Source organism: Amycolatopsis sp. NPDC004169, assembly GCF_040610315.1.
GTDB lineage: Bacteria > Actinomycetota > Actinomycetes > Mycobacteriales > Pseudonocardiaceae > Amycolatopsis.
The window spans coordinates 102,027-119,488 of sequence record NZ_JBEXMD010000019.1; the positions used below are offsets into that span (position 1 = coordinate 102,027).

Consider the following 17,462-nt stretch of genomic DNA (forward strand, 5'->3'; position numbering starts at 1 on the left):
GACATGGCACTGGTCCGCATCGACGGCGAGGACCTCGTCGTCGTGATGGAAGGTCTCGACAAGCTCTGGGCCTTCAAGAGCAGCCTCACCATTCCGCTGGCCAACGTCCGCGGCGCGACCGCGGACCCCGGCATCGCCGCCGACCCCAAGGGATTCCGGGCGCCGGGTGCCCACCTGCCCGGCGTGATCACGGCGGGCACCTTCCACCAGGACGGGGAAAAGATCTTCTGGGACGTCCGTGACGCGTCGAAGGCCGTCGTGATCGAACTCGCCGACGAGCGCTACTCCCGCCTGGTCCTCCAAGTCGACGACCCGCGCACGACCGTCGCGCTGGTCGAGAACGCCCTGCGCTGAAACGGAAATCGAGCTCCCCCACCCCACCCCACCCCGATCGCGCTGGCGCCGGCCGTCGTGACCGCACCCCCGGCCGAGGCGGAATCCCGGCTCGTGCCGGCCGCAGCGGCCCCGCCGACCGCGACGGCAGCCAGCCGCCCGCGGGACTCTCCCCCCGGGGGAGAGTCCAGGGCTTGACCCTCCCGCGTCGCGAGCCCACACGGTGGGCTCATGACACAGCACACCGATCTCCCCTCCGATCTGCTCCCGGCCACCGTGCGCGAGTTCTTCGCCGCCCACGTCGTCCGCGACGCCGACACCGCCTCGTCGTTCCTCACCGAGGACGCGGTGATCATCGACCAGGACGAGACCTTCCGCGGCCGAGAGGACGTCCACGCGTTCCTGCGGGACGCCGGGTCCGAGTTCGAGTACACGACCGAACAGCTCGGCGCCCACCGCGCCGACGACAACCACTGGGTCGTGACCGTGCGGCTCGAAGGCACCTTCCCCGGCGGCATCGCCGAACTCGACTACCGGTTCACGCTCCGGGACGACCGCATCGCCGAAATCGTCATCGCCAACCACGCGGCCTGACCGAACCCGCGCACGTCGATCTTGAATGGAGAAAAGATCATGAAGACTTGGTTCATCACCGGTGGGACGCCCGGAGGGTTCGGCCTGGTCTACGCCGAGGCCGCACTGGACCAGGGCGATCGAGTCGCGGTGACCGCCCGTCGGCCTGCTGAGCTGCGGGAATGGGCTGAGCCCTACGGCGACCGCGTGCTGGTCCTCGAGCTCGACGTCACCGATGCCCAGCAGGTGCGTGCGGCGGTCAAGGCGGCGGAGGAGCGGTTCGGCGGAATCGACGTGCTCGTCAACAACGCGGGCCGCGGCTGGTTCGGCTCGATCGAAGGGGCCCCCGACGAGACGATCCGCCGCACGTTCGACCTCAACCTGTTCGCCGTGGTCGACGTCGTGCGTGCGGTCCTGCCGGGTATGCGGGCCCGCGGCGACGGCTGGATCGTGAACATGTCGTCGGTGGCGGGCCTCGTCACCGCGCAGGGGTTCGGCTACTACTCGGCGGCGAAGTTCGCGGTCGAAGGACTGTCGGAGACGCTGCGGCTCGAGGTCGAGCCGTTCGGGGTGCGGGTGCTCGCCGTGGAGCCGGGAGCCACCCGCACCAAGGCCTTCGCCGGCTTCCAGGACCAGCCCGTGAACGAGGTCGTCGACGCTTACGTGCCGATGATCGAGAGCGTCAAGGCGGCGTTCGTGGCCCACAACGGCAAGCAAGAGGGCGATCCCGTGCGGGGAGTGCGGGCCGTGATCAGCGCGATGAACGCACCCGTTCCGCCGCGCCGGATCGTGCTCGGCAACGCCGGCTACGACGTCGTCACCGCGATGCACGAGAACGCCCTCGTGGAGCTGCGGGCCAACGAGAAGCTTTCACGCAGCACGGACTTCTAGTTGTGATGTCCAGGGGCCGTACTCGCGCAGCGCTGACCGGTCACCGGAAGTCGCGCGAAGGCCCGGTCCGCAACGAGAGTTCCAGGGTTTCCAGGCGATCGGCGACGAGCGTGACGACCCCTTCCGCGGCTTGCACCCGCCCGCGGACCAGCAGCGCCGCACTGGTGCGGGCGACCAGGCGCTGCCGGTGCCACAGCCCCTGCGAGACGACGACGTTGGCCATACCGGTCTCGTCTTCGAGGTTGAGGAAGGTGATCCCACCCGCGGTCGCCGGGCGCTGCCGGTGGGTGACCGCGCCGCCGACCCACACCCGGGCGCCGTCCTCGGCTCGCATGAGCTCGGCGACGGTGATCGCCCCGCGCTGCGCCAGCAGCTCGCGCAGGTACTCCACCGGGTGACTGTCCGGGGAGACGCTGGTGGCCCACAGGTCGGCGGCCGTCACCTCCAGCCGCGTCATCCCGGGCAGGGCCGGGGCGTCGAGGCCGGGGGCCAGGCCGGGCAGGTGGCCGGGCCGGGTCGTCGCGGCGGCTCCGGCGGCCCACAGGTCCTGGCGGCGGTCGCCGCCGAACCCGCTGAAGGCGCCGGCCGTGGCCAGTGCCTCCACGGCGTTCTTCTTCAGCTGCACCCGGCGGGTCAGGTCGCCGATGCTCGTGTACGGGCCGTGCGCCTCGCGCTCGGCGACCACCTGGGAGGCAACATCTTCACCGAGGTGGCGGACGGCGGCGAGGCCGAGCCGCAGCGCGACGCCGCCGGTGCTGCCGTCGTCCGGTTCGAGGGTGGCGCCGGCGAGGCTGGTGTTGATGTCGGGTTCGCGGACGTGGACGCCGTGCCGGCGGGCGTCCGCGACCAGCGACTGCGGGCTGTAGAAGCCCATCGGCTGGGCGCGCAGCAGCCCGGCGCAGAACGCCGCCGGGTAGTAGCGCTTGAACCACGCCGACGCGTACACCAGCAGCGCGAAGGACATCGAGTGCGCTTCGGGGAAGCCGTAGCCGGAGAAGGCGTGGATCTGCTCGAAGATCCGGGTGGCCAGCTCGCGGTCGAGGCCGTTGGCTTCGCAGCCGCGGAAGAACCGCGCCATCAGGGCCTTCATCTTGGCGCTGGACCGCTTGGCGCCCATGGCGCGGCGCAGCTGGTCGGCTTCGGCCGGGGTGAAGCTCGCGACGTCGACCGCCATCTGCATCACCTGCTCCTGGAACAGCGGCACGCCGAGGGTGCGGTCCAGTGACCCGGCCAGCAGCGGGTGCGCGTGCTGCCACTCCTCGTCGCCGCGGCGGCGGCGGATGTAGGGGTGCACCGAGCCGCCCTGGATCGGGCCGGGCCGGATCAGCGCGACTTCGACGACGAGGTCGTAGAACTTCCGCGGCCGCAGCCGCGGCAGCGTGGCCAGCTGGGCGCGCGATTCCACCTGGAACACCCCGACGGCGTCGGCTTCGCAGAGCATGTCGTAGACCGCGGGGTCGGCCAGATCGAGGTCGCCGATGTCCACTCCTGCGCCGTGGTGTTCGGCGACGAGGTCGATCATGTGGTGCAGCGCCGAAAGCATGCCGAGGCCGAGCAGGTCGAACTTGACCAGCCCGACGGTGGCGCAGTCGTCCTTGTCCCACTGCAGGATCGACCGGTCGGCCATGGTCGCCCACTCGACCGGGACCACTTCGGACACCGGCTGCTTGGAGATCACCATGCCCCCGGAGTGGATGCCGAGGTGGCGCGGGAAGTCCTCGACCCGCGCGGCCAGGTCGAGGACGTCGTCCGGGATCGCCCCGGCGGCCTGCTGCCGGGTCGCGGCCACCCCGCCCCAGCGGTCCACCAGCTTGCCGTAGGCGTCCTGCTGCCCGGGGCTGTGGCCGAGCGCCTTCGCGGCGTCGCGGATCGCCGAGGGCGCGCGGTAGGTGATGACGTTGGCGACCTGCGCGGCGTGGAACCGGCCGTGCTTTTCGTAGACGTACTGGATGGCCTCCTCGCGGCGGCCGGACTCGATGTCGACGTCGATGTCCGGCGGCCCGTCCCGCTCCGGCGCGAGGAAGCGCTCGAACAGCAGGTTCCACCGCACCGGGTCGGCGTGGCAGATCTCCAGCGCGTAGCAGACCGCGGAGTTCGCGGCCGAGCCGCGGCCCTGGCAGAGGATGTTCGCCTCGCGGCAGAACCGGACGATGTCCCAGACCACGAGGAAGTAGCCCGGGAAGCCGAGCTTGTCGATGACGGCGAGTTCGTGGTCGAGCTGGGCGTAGGCCTTCGGGTTCTCTTCGCGCGTGCCGTAGCGCTTCCGCGCGCCCCGCCAGGTCAGCTCGGTCAGGAACGACATCTCGTCGTGCCCGGCCGGGACCGGGAACGGCGGCAGGTCCGGCGCCACGAGCTGCAGGTCGAACGCCACTTCGACGCCCAGGACGGCGGCCCGGCCCACCGCGCCGGGGTACCGGCGCTCGAAGCGGCGCCGCTGCTCCATCCCCGACCGCAGGAACGCCTGCCCCGACGGCGGCCGCCACCCTTCGAGCTCCTCGGCCGAGCGCCGGGCCCGGACCGCGGCGACCATGTCCGCCACGACGGCGTCTTCCGGGCGGGCGTAGTGCACGTTGTTGGACACCACCGTCGGCAGCCGGAATTCCTTGGCCAGCCCGTCGAGGAGGTCGTTGGCGGCGTCGTCCCGCGGCAGCCGGTGGTCGATCAGCTCGACGGCGACGTGCGACCGCCCGAACCGGTCCACGAGCCGGGCGAGCTCGGCGCGGGCGGCGGCCGGGCCGTGCTGCGCGAGCGCCTGCCGGACGGCGCCCTTGCGGCAGCCGGTGAGCACGACGACGTGCCCGGCCAGCTCGTCGGCCAGCTCGTCGAAGTCGTAGACGGGCCGCCCCTTCCGCCCGCCGGCGAGCTGGGCCCGGGAGATGACGCGGCACAGCCGGTGGTAGCCGGTCTGCCGGCGGGCGAGCACGAGCAGGTGCGAGCCCGCCGGATCGGGCACCCCGGCCTGCGGCGCGGGCAGCCCGAGCGAGAGCTCGGCCCCGAAGCCGACCCGCACGCCGAGCTCCCGCGCGGCGTCGTTGAACCGCACGGCGCCGTACATGCCGTCGTGGTCGGTGAGGACGAGCGCGTCCAGCTCGAGCCGCGCGGCCTCCTCGACGAGGGTCTCGGGGTGGCTCGCGCCGTCGAGGAAGCTGAAGTTGGAGTGGACGTGCAGCTCGGCGTAGGGCGCCCGGATCCGGTCCCCGCCGTCGTCCCGGCCGCGCCGGTGCCGCAGGTCCGCGGGCGCCCCGGCGTAGCCCTCCCGCTTGCGCGACCAGGCGGGGGCGTCGTTGCCGTCCCCGGGCACGGGCGGGCGCCCGGACGCGATCCGCTCCACTTCGGACCACGGAACGCGCGGGTTGTTGAACGCCAAGGCCGGCTCCCACTCCGTTCGCTGTGGGGAAGCCAGCGATCACTGTTCGAACACACGGGCGAATGCCGTGGTCCGATCCTGCGCCGGGCGCGCCTCCGGTGTCAACTGTGGAGCGGGCTCGGTCACAAGAGATCGATCACCCCCGGTGTGCGCCACCAGGCGAGAAGTCCAAAGTGGACTCTGGCAGAGTGCCCTCCGCCGACCGATCCACGAGGGCATCACGTGCGCAGCGCTCAAAACCCACGCCTTCCGCGCGCTGTTCAAGATCGCCGACCCGGCCCGGGGCTGACACGCTCGGCTGGATCACCGGGGGCAACGATGACTGCCCGTGTGGACATTACGCACCGGAATCACCCGGCGTACGCTCAGTGGTCAGGCTGCGAGCGGAGGAGGCCCTCCTTGCCGGAGTACCTGAAGACGGCCGGCGAACCGGCCCCGCCACCGAGTCCCGCCCGCCGCGCGGCCAAGACGGCACCGGGACTGCTCGCGCTGCAACGTGCGGCAGGCAACCGGGCCGTCACCGGCCTGCTCGCGCCGAAACCGCCCCGACCGGCAAACCCGCAGCCGGACGTGGTCGTGCAGCGGCGGCCGTGGCTGGAGGACCCGGAAGACTACGTCTACCGGGACAAGGTGGTACCCCAGGATCTCGCGTTCGTCGGCAACGTCGGCGGGACGAGCAACCTGGGTGTCTTCATGGACTACGCCAAGCTGGCCGGCTTCCAGGCGTTCTGCGCCGGCAAGACGTTCCACACCGACTGGATCATCAGGCCCTCGCACGACCACCACCGGAACTTCCGGCTGCAGGTCGGGACCGTCTGGCAGGAGCAGAACACCGCCGGCCGTCCGCTCGCGGTGGTCGTCCCCTGGGTTCCGGGAGGGATCGGCATCATCAGGGGGCTCATCGAATTGGGCACCGCGCAAGGCCCGGTCCTGCGCCGGGAGGGCGGCGGTTCCCGCCTGCCCCACGCGGAAGGCACCCTGTACTTCGACAACAGCTACACGGACAAGAACGACGTCCTGAAGCGCGGCTTCGGCATCGACGACGCCGATCTGGGCGACTACAGCAGCGTCACGGCGGCGCCCACCCAGGACCTGACCAGCCCGAAGCTGGCCGCCCAGGACGCCGGCGCGCAGTTCGCCCAGGGAAACGGCTACCTCTACGTGTCCACGGTGGTGGCCCGGCCGCGCGGCGGGCGGAAGCCCCGGGTCAACGGCATGCAGTACAGCCAGACCTTCCACAACTTGACCGACCCGGCCGAGATCCGGCGGCTCAACAGCTCGTACGACTCGATCCGCGCCGCGCCGGTGAGCACCGGCTGGGTCGGGGACCTGGCCGGTGGCCGGGAGGGCAGCCAGGACGAGGCGATGAAGAAGTGGAGCGCCTACGGCGCGGCCGCGTTCCACAACGCCCACCGGGCCGCCAACGGCGGGCCGGTGCCCGTGAACGCCGACAACTGGGAATGGCTGCACATCCGCGGCGCCCAGATCGGCGGCGGGACCGACTCCGGCAACCTGCTGGCGGGCACCTTCTCGGCCAACTCGCAGATGATCCCCTACGAAAGCCGGCTCCAGAAGTGGCACGTGGGCAACCACGGCCGGATCCGGGCCCGGTTCACCGCCGAGGCCAGGGACCTGGTGCTGGCCGAGCGGATCGTGATCGAGGTCTGCACCGACCGGCACAGCGAACTGGGCTCCATCCCGGAGGACGAGCCGCTGCGGGTGGAGTTCAGCCCGCTGACCGGCCGGGTCGTGGACAAACTGCTCGGGCAGCAGCGGGGCCAGGACTGGCGCCGGGAAGCCGGGCTGCGCGGCCGCCACCCCGGCATGAACCAGCTCATCGCCCTCGGCCCGCCGCGCCTGATGCCGGGCACCGGGCTGCCGGATCGGCTGCTGCTGCCGGGCCGGGCGCCGTTGCCGCCCGGGCTGTCCGGCCATTCGGCACTGGCACCGGGTACCGGCATGCCGTCGCAGTTCTCCGTCCGCATGCCGCTGCCCCGGTTCGCCGCGTTCGTCCCGTTGCGCGCCGGCGAGCTGAACCGGTTGTTCGACCTCCTGGAGCCGGTGCAGGGCTGGGTGACGCTGCACCGGGGCAACCGGCCGGTGGCCGTGCTGCGCAACCGCCGGGACGTGCCGCGGTTCAGCGCGCCGTTGCAGCTCACGCTGACCAGGAAACGGCCCGCGGCCGAGCGGCTCGAAGGCACTCCGGACGCCAAACGCGTGCACCTCGGCGCGGAACGGGCCGAAGAACCGGCGCCGGTCGCGAGGGACAGCGTGGCCATGGACGAGTACGAGGTCGAGGTCACCGTCCCGGCCACCGCGTTCACCACGGCGCCCTCGTTCGGGCAGCTGCCCTGGCTGACCCCCTTCGGCGGCCACCACCCACCGCCGCCGTCCGGGGGCGGCATCACGGGCTGAGGAAAAACGCCCGGGTCAGCCGGACCATCCGCAGCCGGCGGTGGAAGTGGGCGTCGACCACGACGACGGACGTCCACCGGACGGTGGTGACGACCTCGGGCACCGGGGCGTACGACGTCGTCACCGCGGCGGCGGGCGGCGCGGTCGTCGCCACCTCCGCCGCGCTCAGCAGCACGACGGCGAGCACGGCCGCGATCCGGCGCGGGGGCTTCACGGCACCGCCGGCATCAGGGCAGGCTGCGGCACGCGGACCGGGACCGCGTGGCAACGCCCCCTTTCGCCTCGTGGCCCGGACCCCGGCGCGCCTTCGTGCTGGTTCCCATCGTGACTCCCCCTCACGCCGGACCGTGGCCGAGCCGGCGCCCGGAGCCTGGCAGCGTTCACTGCAGCCGCACTGCAGTCTTACGGAACGTGGCCGGTCGGAGGTACCCTCGCGGACGGGGAGGGGGCGTTTCCATGCGTGATGTTCGCTTCGGCGTGCTCGGACCGATCACCGCCTGGCACGGTGCGGCCCCGGTCGAGGTGGGGCCGGGCAAGTGCCTCCGGGTGCTCGGCGTGCTGCTGCTGCACGCGAACCGGCGGGTGGACCGGGAGCAGATCATCCAGGCCGCCTGGGGTGCGCAGCCGCCGCGCAGTGCGGTCAACCTCGTCCAGAAGTACGTCGGTGACGTGCGGCGATCGCTGGAGCTCGACGACGGCGCGCTGCAGACGGTGGGCACCGGGTACCTGCTGCGGGTGGCGCCCGGCCAGCTCGACAGCGACCGGTTCGCCGCCCGGCTCGCCCAGGCGCGCGAGACCCGCGGCGACGGCGACCTGGCGGCCGCCCGGCAGCACCTCGCCGAGGCGATGACGCTGTGGCGCGGGCCCGCCTTCAGCGGCATCGACACCCCCGCGGCCGTCACCGAACGTGCCCGGCTGGAGGAGTACCGCCTGGGTGCGCTGGAGGACCTCGCCGAGCTCGACCTCCTGCGCGGGGAGCACGCGCCGGCCGTCGCCGAGCTGTCCCGGCTGGCCGACGAGCACCCGTACCGCGAACGCGCGCGGGAGCTGCTGATGCTCGCGCTCTACCGCAGCGGCCGCCAGGGTGACGCGCTCGCGGTGTTCCACGACATGCAGCGCCTGCTGGCCGAGGAGCTCGGCGCCGACCCCGGGCCCGGCCTGCGTCGCGTGCACGCGCAGATCCTGCGCGCGGACCCCGCGCTCGACCTGGTCACCGCGACCCGGGAGCAGCGGCCGGTCGCCCAGCTGCCCGCGGACATCCCGGACTTCACCGGCCGCGCCGGGCCCCTGGTCGAGCTGCTGGACCTGCTGCAGCGGCGCGGGGTGGTGGTCGTCGCCGGCGCGCCGGGGACCGGGAAGTCGGCGCTCGCCGTGCGCGCGCTGCACGAAGCCCGTGACGCGTTCCCCGACGGCCAGCTCTACCTCGACCTGGCCGGCACCTCCGCCGTGCCGCGCGACCCCGCGATGATGCTGGCCGAGTTGCTGCGCGCGCTCGGCGTCACGGACGCGGTCATGCCGCCCGGCCTGCACGAACGCGCGGCCCTGTACCGGTCGCGGCTGGCCGATCGCCGCATGCTGGTGCTGCTCGACGACGCCGCCGGTGCCCAGCAGGTGCGGCCGCTGCTGCCGCCGTCCGGCGGCTGCGCGGTGGTGGTCACCAGCAGGCACCGGCTGGCGGACCTGGCCGGGGCCGAGCACCTCGAGCTGGACGTGCTGTCCCACGAAGACGCCCGCGACCTCCTCGCCCGGATCGCCGGGGCCGAGCGCGTCGAACGGGAACCGGAGCAGGCCGACGCGATCGTCCGGCTGTGCGGCCGCCTGCCGCTGGCGCTGCGGATCACCGGGGCGAAGCTCGCGAACCGGCGGGCGTGGACCCTGCAGGTGCTGCGCGAACGGCTGGAGGACGAGTCGAAGCGGCTGCGCGAGCTGCGGGTCGGCGACCTCGACGTGCGGGCCAACTTCGACCTGAGCCTGCGGCTGCTGCCCGAGGAGGCCGTCCGGGCGTTCCGGCTGCTGGGCCTGCTGGGCGCGGAAACGCTCCCCGCGTGGGTGATCGGCCCGCTGCTGGGCGCCCCGGCGGGCGACGAGGTGCTGGACGCGCTGGTCGACGCCTGCCTGGTGCGCCTGGTGACGACCGATCGCGCGGGCCAGCCGCGGTACCGGCTGCACGACCTGCTGCGCGCGTACGCGGCGGAAGGCGCGCAGGAGCACTACCCGGCCGAGGACCGCCGGGCGGCGGTGGAACGGGTCCTCGCCGCCTGGCTCGCCCTCGCCGAGCAGGCCCGCGACCTGTGCTACCCCAGCCTGTTCCGGCCGACGCCGGGCCGCTCGCCGCGCTGGGTCCCGGACTACACGGTCGTCGACCCCATCGCCTGGTTCGACGCCGAGCGCGGGACGTTGCTGCGGGCGATCGGGCTCGCCGCCGAGTGGGGGATGGCCGGCCTGGCCTGGGAGCTGGCGGTCGCCGCGGTGCCGTACTACGACCACCGCAGCCTCTACCAGGACTGGAACCGCAGCCACCAGGTCGCGCTGGAGGCCGTCACCGCGGCCGGCGACACCCACGGCGAAGCGGCGCTGCTGCAGGGGCTCGGCCAGGTGCACATCTACCTCGACGAAATGGCCGAGGCCCGCGAGGACCTGCACCGGTGCGTGCAGCTGTACCGGGCGATCGGCGACCGGCGCGGCGAAGGCCTGGCGCTGGCGAGCCTGGGCACGGTGCACCGCGTCCGCGGCGAGCTCGACGAGGCACTGGCGACCGACAAGGAGGCGCTGGAGCACGTGGTGGCGGCCGGCCACCGCCAGGCGGAGGCCCAGCTCCGCACGGCGATCGGCATCATCGGCTTCGACCAGGGCGCCGGCGACGCCGGCCCGTGGATCGAGGAGGGCCTGCGCATCGCCCGCAGCCTCGGCGACCGCCACCGGCAGGCGGTGATCCTCCGCACGCTCAGCCGCTACCACCTCGACACCGGCGAGACGGCGGCCGCGCTGCACGACCTCACCGAAGCACTGACGATCTTCAGCGAGATCAGCGACGAGCGCTGCGGCGCGTACACGGACCAGAGGTTGGGCGCGATCTACGCCGAGCTGGGCGACGGCCCTCGGGCCGATTCGGCCCTCCAGCGAGCGGCCCACGTGTTCCGGGCCAACGGTGACCGGAGCAACGAGGCGGCGTGCTGGCAGCGGCTGGGCGAGCTGGAGCACGAACTGGGCGAGACGGCGGCGGCGCGGCACCACCTGGGTCTGGCGGTGGAGCTGTGGCGGGCGGTCGGGCTGCCTGAGCGGGCGGAGAAGGTCGAGGCCATGTTGGTCGCGGTGGGCTGAGGGGCGGGTTCGGCGGACTGCGGCATTTCTCTCCGGTTCGCGACCCCGCGGACGGTGCCGAGACGTGTGGTGCGGCCCGGCGGGCGCCGGCAACTCGCAGCGGTCCACTGTGGATCGCCAGCGACCGCGCCGAGGGTGCGGTTCCGCTCGGCCCGTTGCTAGTCGTAGCAGCCCTCCACGATCCACGCCGAGGCTGCGGTCCCGCCCGCCCCGGCGCACTGTTGCCGTATCAGCTCGCCATAGTCCACTGTGGATCGCCACCGACCCGCGCCGACGGGCGCCGTCCCGCTGCTAGTCGTAGCAACCCTCCACGATCCACCGCGGATCCTCGCCGACCGTGGCCCTCAGCAGCAGGGCGATGTCGCCGTCCGGGGCGGTGTCGCCTTCCAGGACCACCTGGATCCGGGCGAGGGGGCGCTCGCCGCGGCGGCCGGGCAGGGCCGGGTGCACCACCCAGGGCCCGGCCGAGCCGATGACCCGGCGCGGCGGTCCCCCGTCGACCGCGACCGTCGACGGCGGGTAGCCGAGCTCGCCGCGCGCGGTGCAGCGGACGACGTCACCGACCGCGTCGAGCACCTCGGCCGGCACCGGACGCGGCGGGACGACCGTCGGCGAGGGCGCGGGCAGCCGCCCCGGCCACGGGCGGTCCGCGGCGAGCGGACGGCGCGGCTCGCCCCACGGGACCAGCCGGACGCGCTCGGCCGGGCCGCGGCCGCCGTCCAGCAGCGGGGTGACCACCGCGTCCGGGCCCAGCAGGCCCTGGATGCGGACCAGCGCGCGGCCGGCGCGTTCGGCGGCGTCGGCGTCGCGGCCCACCGAGCCGAGCTGCAGCTGCAGGGCCTGGCCGCCGACGACCTCCTCGGGGTCGAGGCGCAGCCGCACGATGCCGGCGGTGGGCCGGTCGCGGGTGGTCAGCCAGCCTTCGCACTGCCAGCGCACGCGGTCTGCCGTCGAGCGGGCGGTGAGCGGCTCGGCGCACCGCCAGACGCGTACGCGTTCTTCGCCGGCTTCGGTGATGGCGACGATGGCCAGGCGGGTACAGGCGAGGCCGTGGTTCGCGAGACCGGCGAAGAAGCGTTCGCCGAGCGTCTTCGCGACGAAGGCGGCTTCGTCGACCCGCTTGAGGGGCTCGTCGAAGGTTTCGGTGACGGCGAGATCCGGCGGCAGCGCCCGGCGCAGCGGCGGACGTTCGGACCGGCCGCGGGCGAGCCGGTGGGCGACGATGGCGTCGCTCGGGAAGCGGCCGGCGACGTCGCGCTCGGCGAGGGCGGCGAACGCGCCGAGCGTGCGCAGCCCGAGCCGTTTGAGCAGGTCGACGAGCTCACCGCGGTCGTCGCCGGGCTGGTTCAGCTCGGTGATCGAGAGCGGCGCGAGGAACTCCGCCGCCCGCCCCCGCGGGACGAGCGCCGACCGGCGGGCGGCGAGCGTGGCGGCGAACAGCCCGTCGGCCACCCCGACCTGGCATTCGACCCCGGCCCGCGCGGCGACCTCGTCGATGAGCAGCTCGGCGAGGGCGGCCTCCCCGCCGAAGTACCCGGCGGCACCGTCGACGGGCACGGCAACCAGCCCGGGCCGCACGACCTCGACCCCGACGGCCTGCGCTTCCACCGCGGCGGCCACGGGTTCGAACAGCCGGGCATCGCGATCGGGATCGTGCTGGTGCACGACGAGGGCCGGACACCGAGACTGGGCGTCCCGCCGCCGCATCCCCCGTCCGACGCCCTGCTGCCGCGCGGAGGCGGAGCAGGCAACGACGCGGTTCCCGGAGAAAACGGCGGCGGGCGAGCCGGGCGAAGTCCCGGCGGCGGCCCCGGCGGCGACGACGGGCCAGTCCGGGCACCACAGCACGAGCAACCGTGGCGCATCACTCATCCGGCGGACGGCTCCCGCCGCCGAGGCGAAAGCGACGCGGCCGCAACGCGCGGGGAGACGCCCACCGGCGCGACCCACCCCGGCCGACCCCCATCGCACTCATCCCCCACCCGACCGGCGAGCGCTCCGCCCCACTCGCGCCCCAGCCGATCGCCGCCCGCAGCGAGGGCTGCTTCGCGTGCGCCAACAGGCATCACCCGTGCGCCCTGGGGCATCACCCGTGTCCAGAGAGGCATCACGTGTGATTGCCGGGGCATCACCCCGATGCCCTCCCAGACACGCGTGTCGCCCCTCCAATCACACGTGATGCCCTCCCAAGCACGCGTGATTTTCCAGCGGCGGCCGAGCGTCCGGCCGAAATCCGCACTCATCCCCGGCCCCGGCCGGCCCGGAACCCCAGCCACGCCGCCGAACTCACCCGGCCACCCCGGCCAGCCGTCGTCCCTGCCCGCTGCTCCGGCCTCCCGCGACCGCCCCCTCCGGACCGGGCAGCTGCAACCCCACCGCCGACGGCCGCGCCGCCGCGCCGCGGCCTCGGCTCGTCGCCAGCACGTCGCGGGCCTGCAGGTGACCGTGGCCGTCCTGGGTCAGGCCGTGCCAGCGGCGGCGTGACACGCTCAGCTCCAGGTCCGCCCCCGGCCACGGGCCCGCCGTCAGCAGGACCGTTCCGCGGTTGCGGACCCGCCCCGCCAGCCTGCGGGCCGTCTGCGAGGGCACCGGCACCGGGCCGAGGACCACCAGGTCGAAGCCGTCCACCAGGGCCGACAGCACCGCCACCAGCTCCGCGCCCGGCTCCGGCACCAGCGCGACGCGCTCCAGGTCGACACCGAGTTCCGCCGCGGCCGCCAGGCCGAGCTCCGGCAGGCCGGTCACCGCGGCCCAGGACCCCTCACGGGTCGCCGCCGCCACAAGGGCCAGCACCAGCGACGTCGCTCCGCGCACCGCGATCGTGCTGCCGCGCCGCAACCCGCCGCCGGGGAGCAGGCCGGCCAGCTCGGGCAGCACCGTCAGCAGCTGCCCGTCTTCCGGCGCCCGCAGCTGCGCCGCCGTGCGGACCCCGGGGATGGCCGAAAGCGCCTCCGGCACCGCCACCGCCGCTCACCTCCAGCACCACGTACTCGTACCGGAGACGCCTACCAGGCGAACCCAGAACACTTATCGAACACTTGTTCGCATAGTGCGAGACGCGGCGGCCCGCTGTCAAGCCGGGCGCCACATCCGGGGGAGAACGCCACTGACGTACCGCACGTCGCCCGTGCGCAGGTCGTCGTCGCCCAGTGACGCGAGCCCGTGGGCGGCGAGCAGCTCGCGGACGGTGTTCCCGGTCAGCACCCAGCCCCGACCGGCCAGGTAGGGCTCCGCTTCGTGGCGTTCACCGAAATAGCGCAGCTTCGCCATGTCGGTGTCGAAGCTCTCCTCGCGCCAGCGCCCGGAGATCCGGTCCAGGCCCGCCTTCGTCCTCTCCTCGTCGCCCGGCCGCGGGGTGGGCCGGCTCTCGGTGGCCAGCCTGCTGCCCGGCGCGCTGAGCCCGGTGATCGTGTCGAGCAACCGGTCCTGCGCGTCCGGCGGCAGGTAGCCCAGCAGGCCCTCGGCGCTCCACGCGGTCGGCTGCCGCGGGTCGAAGCCGGCGCCGGCCAGCGCGGCGGGCCAGTCCTCCCGCAGGTCGGCCGCCACCACCCGCCGGTCGGCGGCCGGCTCGGCGCCCAGCCCGGCCAGGGTGCGGGTCTTGAACTCGAGCACCTCCGGCCGGTCGAGCTCGTACACGACGGCCCCGGCCGGCCACGGCAGCCGGTACGCTCGGGAGTCCAGTCCCGCGCCCAGGATCACGGCCTGCCGGAGCGCCGACTCGCGGAAGAACCCGTCGTAGAACCGGGTCCGCACCTTGGCCACGTCGATCCACACCTGCTCGACGAGCTCGCCGGGCGCCGCTTCGCCGCTCGCCAGCCGGGTGAGCAGGTCGACGCCGACGGCCCGGACGAGCGGCTCGGCGAAGCGGTCGTCGATGCGCGCGGGATCCGAGCGGCCCGCCATCGCCCGCGCCGCCGCGGCCATCGTCGCGGTCGCGCCAACACTGGACGCGAGGTCCCACGTGTCGCCGTCCTGCCGGGAAGTCATGCGTTCCCCCCTCGTTCCGAGCCGAGCAGCCGGCTCACGATCCACGCGTGCGTGCCGAGCTGCCGCCCGCGGGCGAACCCGAAGTCTTCGAACAGTTCCACGGTGCCGGTGAACAGGAACCGGCCCGGCGCGGCCCGGCCGTCGGTCACTTCGGAGACGGCTTCGACGAGCCCGCCGCCGGCCTGCGCGATCAGGTCGAGCGCGCCGGCGAGCGCCGCGCGGGCGACACCGTGGCCGCGGTGCTTCTTGTCGACGAAGACGCAGGTGATCCGCCAGTCCGGCCGCGGCGGCGAGTCCTTGTCGTAGGCCCGCCGGTGCTTGATGCCGGGCAGCTCTTCGGGGCTGCCGTACTGGCACCACCCCTGCACGAGGCCATCCCCGTCGAACACGAGCGCGGCGTGCGCCCCACCGGTCCGGACGCGCTCTTCCTTGATCGTGCGGCGCTCCGGCCCGCGCCGGCCGCGTTCCGGGTGGAAGCCCAGGCACCAGCAGCCGCCGAAGATGCCGTTGTTGCGCTCGACGAGTTCCGCGAACGCCGCCCACGTCGAAGCGTCGAGCGGCCGGACAGTGTGCGCCATTTCCGCGATTCTGCCCGACCGCGCTGCGGAACGCCTTCGTGGCGGCGGGCCGCACCGGCTCCGGTGCGGCCCGCCGGGCCGGGCGCGAGCCGGAGCGCCACGGCGCCCACTTCAACACCCTGGCGACGACGACGCCGCGCCCGACCTCGCCTCGCCGCCGGTTCCGGGCGCGCGCCGACCCCACGACCGCACTCCTACCGGCAGGGAACCGCCGGCCCGCAACATCATCGCGACGCTCGGCCCGTCCGCAGGTCTTTCAGCGAAGGCGGGCCGCACCGGCTCCGGCGCGGCCCGCCGCCAGGAATTCAGCCCGCGAACGGGCTGGCGTCGATCGTGCAGGTCTGGCCCGCCGCCGGGAAGGTCCCCGAGATCAGGTACTCCCGCTTGACCTTCTCCGTGCACGTGCTCGGCACGTACATCGACGAGTGCCCGTAGCCCTCGGTCACGAACACGCGCGCCCGCGCCAGTTCCGCCGCGCCGTCGCGGGCGCCGTGGAGCGGGGTCGACGGGTCGTAGCGGTTGTTCAGCACGAGGATCTCCGCCGACGTCGGGCGGTTCCACGGCCCGGTGTAGCGGTCGGTGTCCTTCGCCTGCCAGAACGCGCAGCTCATCATGTCCAGCACCGCGATCCGCCCGAAGTACGGCACGCGCTGGTCCTCCGACTCCGCGTACCGGCTGTAGACCGCCGGGTCGGTGGGCACGTCGCTGTCGGAGCACTGGATGGCGTTGAACGCTTCGGTCCGGTTCGAAACGTACTGCTCCCCCTTGACTGCCGCCGAACGCAGGGACGGCGTGGCCGGCGCGTCGTAAAGACGCTGCAGCAGCGTGGCGATGTCCGCCCAGCCGCGCGAGTCGGACAGGTCCGCCGCCGCGTTGATGATGCCCGAATACGTCCACGTTTCGCCGTCGCTGACGATCGGGGCCTGCTTCGCGCGGGCGGTCAGCGCGGCCCACTTCGCCTTCGGGTCACCCGAAGAGAACGCGCACTTCGGCCCCGCTTCCGTGCACAGCCGCAGGAACTGCTCGAAGGTCTGCGCGATCCCGGTCGCGACGTCCTGGCGGGTGTCCAGCGGGACGCTCTTGCCGTTGCCGTTCTGCCCGGTCGAGTTGCCTGCGAAGTCCATGGTGCCGTCGAACACCATCGCCCGGATCCGGTTCGGGAACAGGTTCGCGTAGGTCGCCCCGAGCTGTGTCCCGTAGGAAATGCCGTGGTAGTTCAGCTTCGGGTCGCCGACCGCGCGGCGCAGCAGTTCCAGGTCACGCGCGGTGTTGGCCGTCGAGACGTGCTCGAGGATCGGGCCCGCCTTCGCCGAGCAGCGGTCGGCGAGCTCCTTCGACTTGGCGTAGAAGGCCGCGTTGCCACTGGCATCGCCCGGCATCTCGGGGAACGACCCGAAGAACGCCTGCTGCTCGGCCAGGGTGTCGAAGCAGCGGACCGCCGTGCTGTTGGCGATCCCCCGCGGGTCCCACGAGACCAGGTCGAACCGCGCGCGCAGCTCGTCGGAGAACAGCCACGGCCACTTGCCGCGCTCGCGCAGCCGCTGCAGGCCGGACGCGCCGGGGCCGCCGAAGTTGACGAACAGCGAGCCGATCCGGTGCTTCGGGTCGGTCGCGGGCAGCTTGATGAGCGCGAGGTCGATCTTCGCACCCGACGGCCGGTCGTAGTCCAGCGGCACGGATGCCTTGGCGCACTGGAACCCGTCGGCGCAGTCGGCCCAGCTCAGCTGCGGCGTCGGAACGCTGTCCACCGAAGCCGACGCGACCGCCGGTCCCGCCACGACGGCCATCGAGACACCGAGCGCGACGACCACGCCGCGCACGACGGCTCCCCCAGAAAAACGACGCACGAAAAGTTCCTCTCGAAGAAGGGAAACGATCACCACCACAGACGGCCGAGTGGGTGGCGAGGTTGGCTCCGGCCGCCGAAAAAGATCACTGCGGCTTTTCGGGGGTTCCGGGTGGCGGAGCCCCCGGCCCGGGGCGGAGCCCCGGAATGA

Annotated in this window: 12 protein-coding genes; 5 read left to right on the plus strand and 7 right to left on the minus strand. The window is 73.5% G+C overall.

Going from position 1 to position 17,462, the window contains the following annotated elements:
• Nucleotides 1-3 precede the first annotated feature (3 nt).
• The 3 genes from ABZX11_RS25220 to ABZX11_RS25230 all read left to right on the plus strand — a co-directional run bounded on the left by ABZX11_RS25220 (nt 4) and on the right by ABZX11_RS25230 (nt 1,797).
• Entirely contained in the window at nt 4-354 is a 351-nt protein-coding gene (locus ABZX11_RS25220) for a hypothetical protein (protein ID WP_354917026.1), read from the plus strand.
• A 210-nt stretch (nt 355-564) separates the two neighbouring features.
• Nucleotides 565-927, plus strand: a complete 363-nt coding sequence (locus ABZX11_RS25225; RefSeq protein WP_176175484.1) for a nuclear transport factor 2 family protein — start codon at nt 565-567, stop codon at nt 925-927.
• A 39-nt stretch (nt 928-966) separates the two neighbouring features.
• Nucleotides 967-1,797 carry an SDR family NAD(P)-dependent oxidoreductase gene (locus tag ABZX11_RS25230; RefSeq protein ID WP_354917029.1) on the plus strand — a complete coding sequence of 277 codons (831 nt, stop codon included), beginning with the start codon at nt 967-969 and terminating at the stop codon, nt 1,795-1,797.
• Between the two features lie 40 nt (nt 1,798-1,837).
• Here ABZX11_RS25230 and ABZX11_RS25235 read toward each other — a convergent pair whose 3' ends face one another.
• Nucleotides 1,838-5,164, minus strand: a complete 3,327-nt coding sequence (locus ABZX11_RS25235; RefSeq protein WP_354917032.1) for an error-prone DNA polymerase — start codon at nt 5,162-5,164, stop codon at nt 1,838-1,840.
• A gap of 399 nt (nt 5,165-5,563) precedes the next feature.
• On the opposite strand from ABZX11_RS25235, the gene ABZX11_RS25240 reads away from it, so the two are divergent.
• Complete coding sequence (locus tag ABZX11_RS25240; RefSeq protein WP_354917035.1) at nt 5,564-7,579, plus strand: hypothetical protein; 2,016 nt, start codon at nt 5,564-5,566, stop codon at nt 7,577-7,579.
• On the opposite strand, the gene ABZX11_RS25245 is transcribed toward ABZX11_RS25240, so the two are convergent.
• On the minus strand, nt 7,569-7,793 hold the full coding sequence (locus tag ABZX11_RS25245) for a hypothetical protein (RefSeq protein WP_354917038.1): 225 nt from the start codon (nt 7,791-7,793) through the stop codon (nt 7,569-7,571). The genes ABZX11_RS25240 and ABZX11_RS25245 overlap by 11 nt on opposite strands.
• 242 nt (nt 7,794-8,035) lie before the next feature.
• Here ABZX11_RS25245 and ABZX11_RS25250 point away from each other — a divergent pair, with 242 nt between their 5' ends.
• A complete protein-coding gene (locus ABZX11_RS25250) occupies nt 8,036-10,900 on the plus strand; it encodes a BTAD domain-containing putative transcriptional regulator (protein WP_354917041.1) in 2,865 nt (954 codons plus the stop codon).
• A 291-nt stretch (nt 10,901-11,191) separates the two neighbouring features.
• Here ABZX11_RS25250 and ABZX11_RS25255 read toward each other — a convergent pair whose 3' ends face one another.
• The 5 genes from ABZX11_RS25255 to ABZX11_RS25275 form a co-directional block, all read right to left on the minus strand.
• Nucleotides 11,192-12,772, minus strand: a complete 1,581-nt coding sequence (locus tag ABZX11_RS25255; protein WP_354917044.1) for a DNA polymerase Y family protein — start codon at nt 12,770-12,772, stop codon at nt 11,192-11,194.
• Nucleotides 12,773-13,186: 414 nt separating this feature from the next.
• Nucleotides 13,187-13,864, minus strand: a complete 678-nt coding sequence (locus ABZX11_RS25260; protein ID WP_354917047.1) for a hypothetical protein — start codon at nt 13,862-13,864, stop codon at nt 13,187-13,189.
• A 108-nt stretch (nt 13,865-13,972) separates the two neighbouring features.
• Complete coding sequence (locus ABZX11_RS25265; RefSeq protein WP_354917049.1) at nt 13,973-14,887, minus strand: class I SAM-dependent methyltransferase; 915 nt, start codon at nt 14,885-14,887, stop codon at nt 13,973-13,975.
• Entirely contained in the window at nt 14,884-15,465 is a 582-nt protein-coding gene (locus ABZX11_RS25270) for a GNAT family N-acetyltransferase (RefSeq protein ID WP_354917052.1), read from the minus strand. The genes ABZX11_RS25265 and ABZX11_RS25270 overlap by 4 nt, the downstream gene beginning before the upstream one ends.
• A gap of 305 nt (nt 15,466-15,770) precedes the next feature.
• Nucleotides 15,771-17,285 carry an alpha/beta hydrolase gene (locus ABZX11_RS25275; protein ID WP_176178225.1) on the minus strand — a complete coding sequence of 505 codons (1,515 nt, stop codon included), beginning with the start codon at nt 17,283-17,285 and terminating at the stop codon, nt 15,771-15,773.
• Between the last annotated feature and the right edge of the window lie 177 nt (nt 17,286-17,462).

Bases quoted from the DNA above. Each gene is read 5' to 3' on its own strand.
- ABZX11_RS25220 (WP_354917026.1), top strand. From the start codon at position 4: ATGGCACTGGTCCGCATCGACGGCGAGGACCTCGTCGTCGTGATGGAA.
- ABZX11_RS25225 (WP_176175484.1), top strand. From the start codon at position 565: ATGACACAGCACACCGATCTCCCCTCCGATCTGCTCCCGGCCACCGTG.
- ABZX11_RS25230 (WP_354917029.1), top strand. From the start codon at position 967: ATGAAGACTTGGTTCATCACCGGTGGGACGCCCGGAGGGTTCGGCCTG.
- ABZX11_RS25250 (WP_354917041.1), top strand. From the start codon at position 8,036: ATGCGTGATGTTCGCTTCGGCGTGCTCGGACCGATCACCGCCTGGCAC.
- ABZX11_RS25255 (WP_354917044.1), bottom strand. From the start codon at position 12,772: ATGAGTGATGCGCCACGGTTGCTCGTGCTGTGGTGCCCGGACTGGCCC.
- ABZX11_RS25265 (WP_354917049.1), bottom strand. From the start codon at position 14,887: ATGACTTCCCGGCAGGACGGCGACACGTGGGACCTCGCGTCCAGTGTT.
- ABZX11_RS25270 (WP_354917052.1), bottom strand. From the start codon at position 15,465: ATGGCGCACACTGTCCGGCCGCTCGACGCTTCGACGTGGGCGGCGTTC.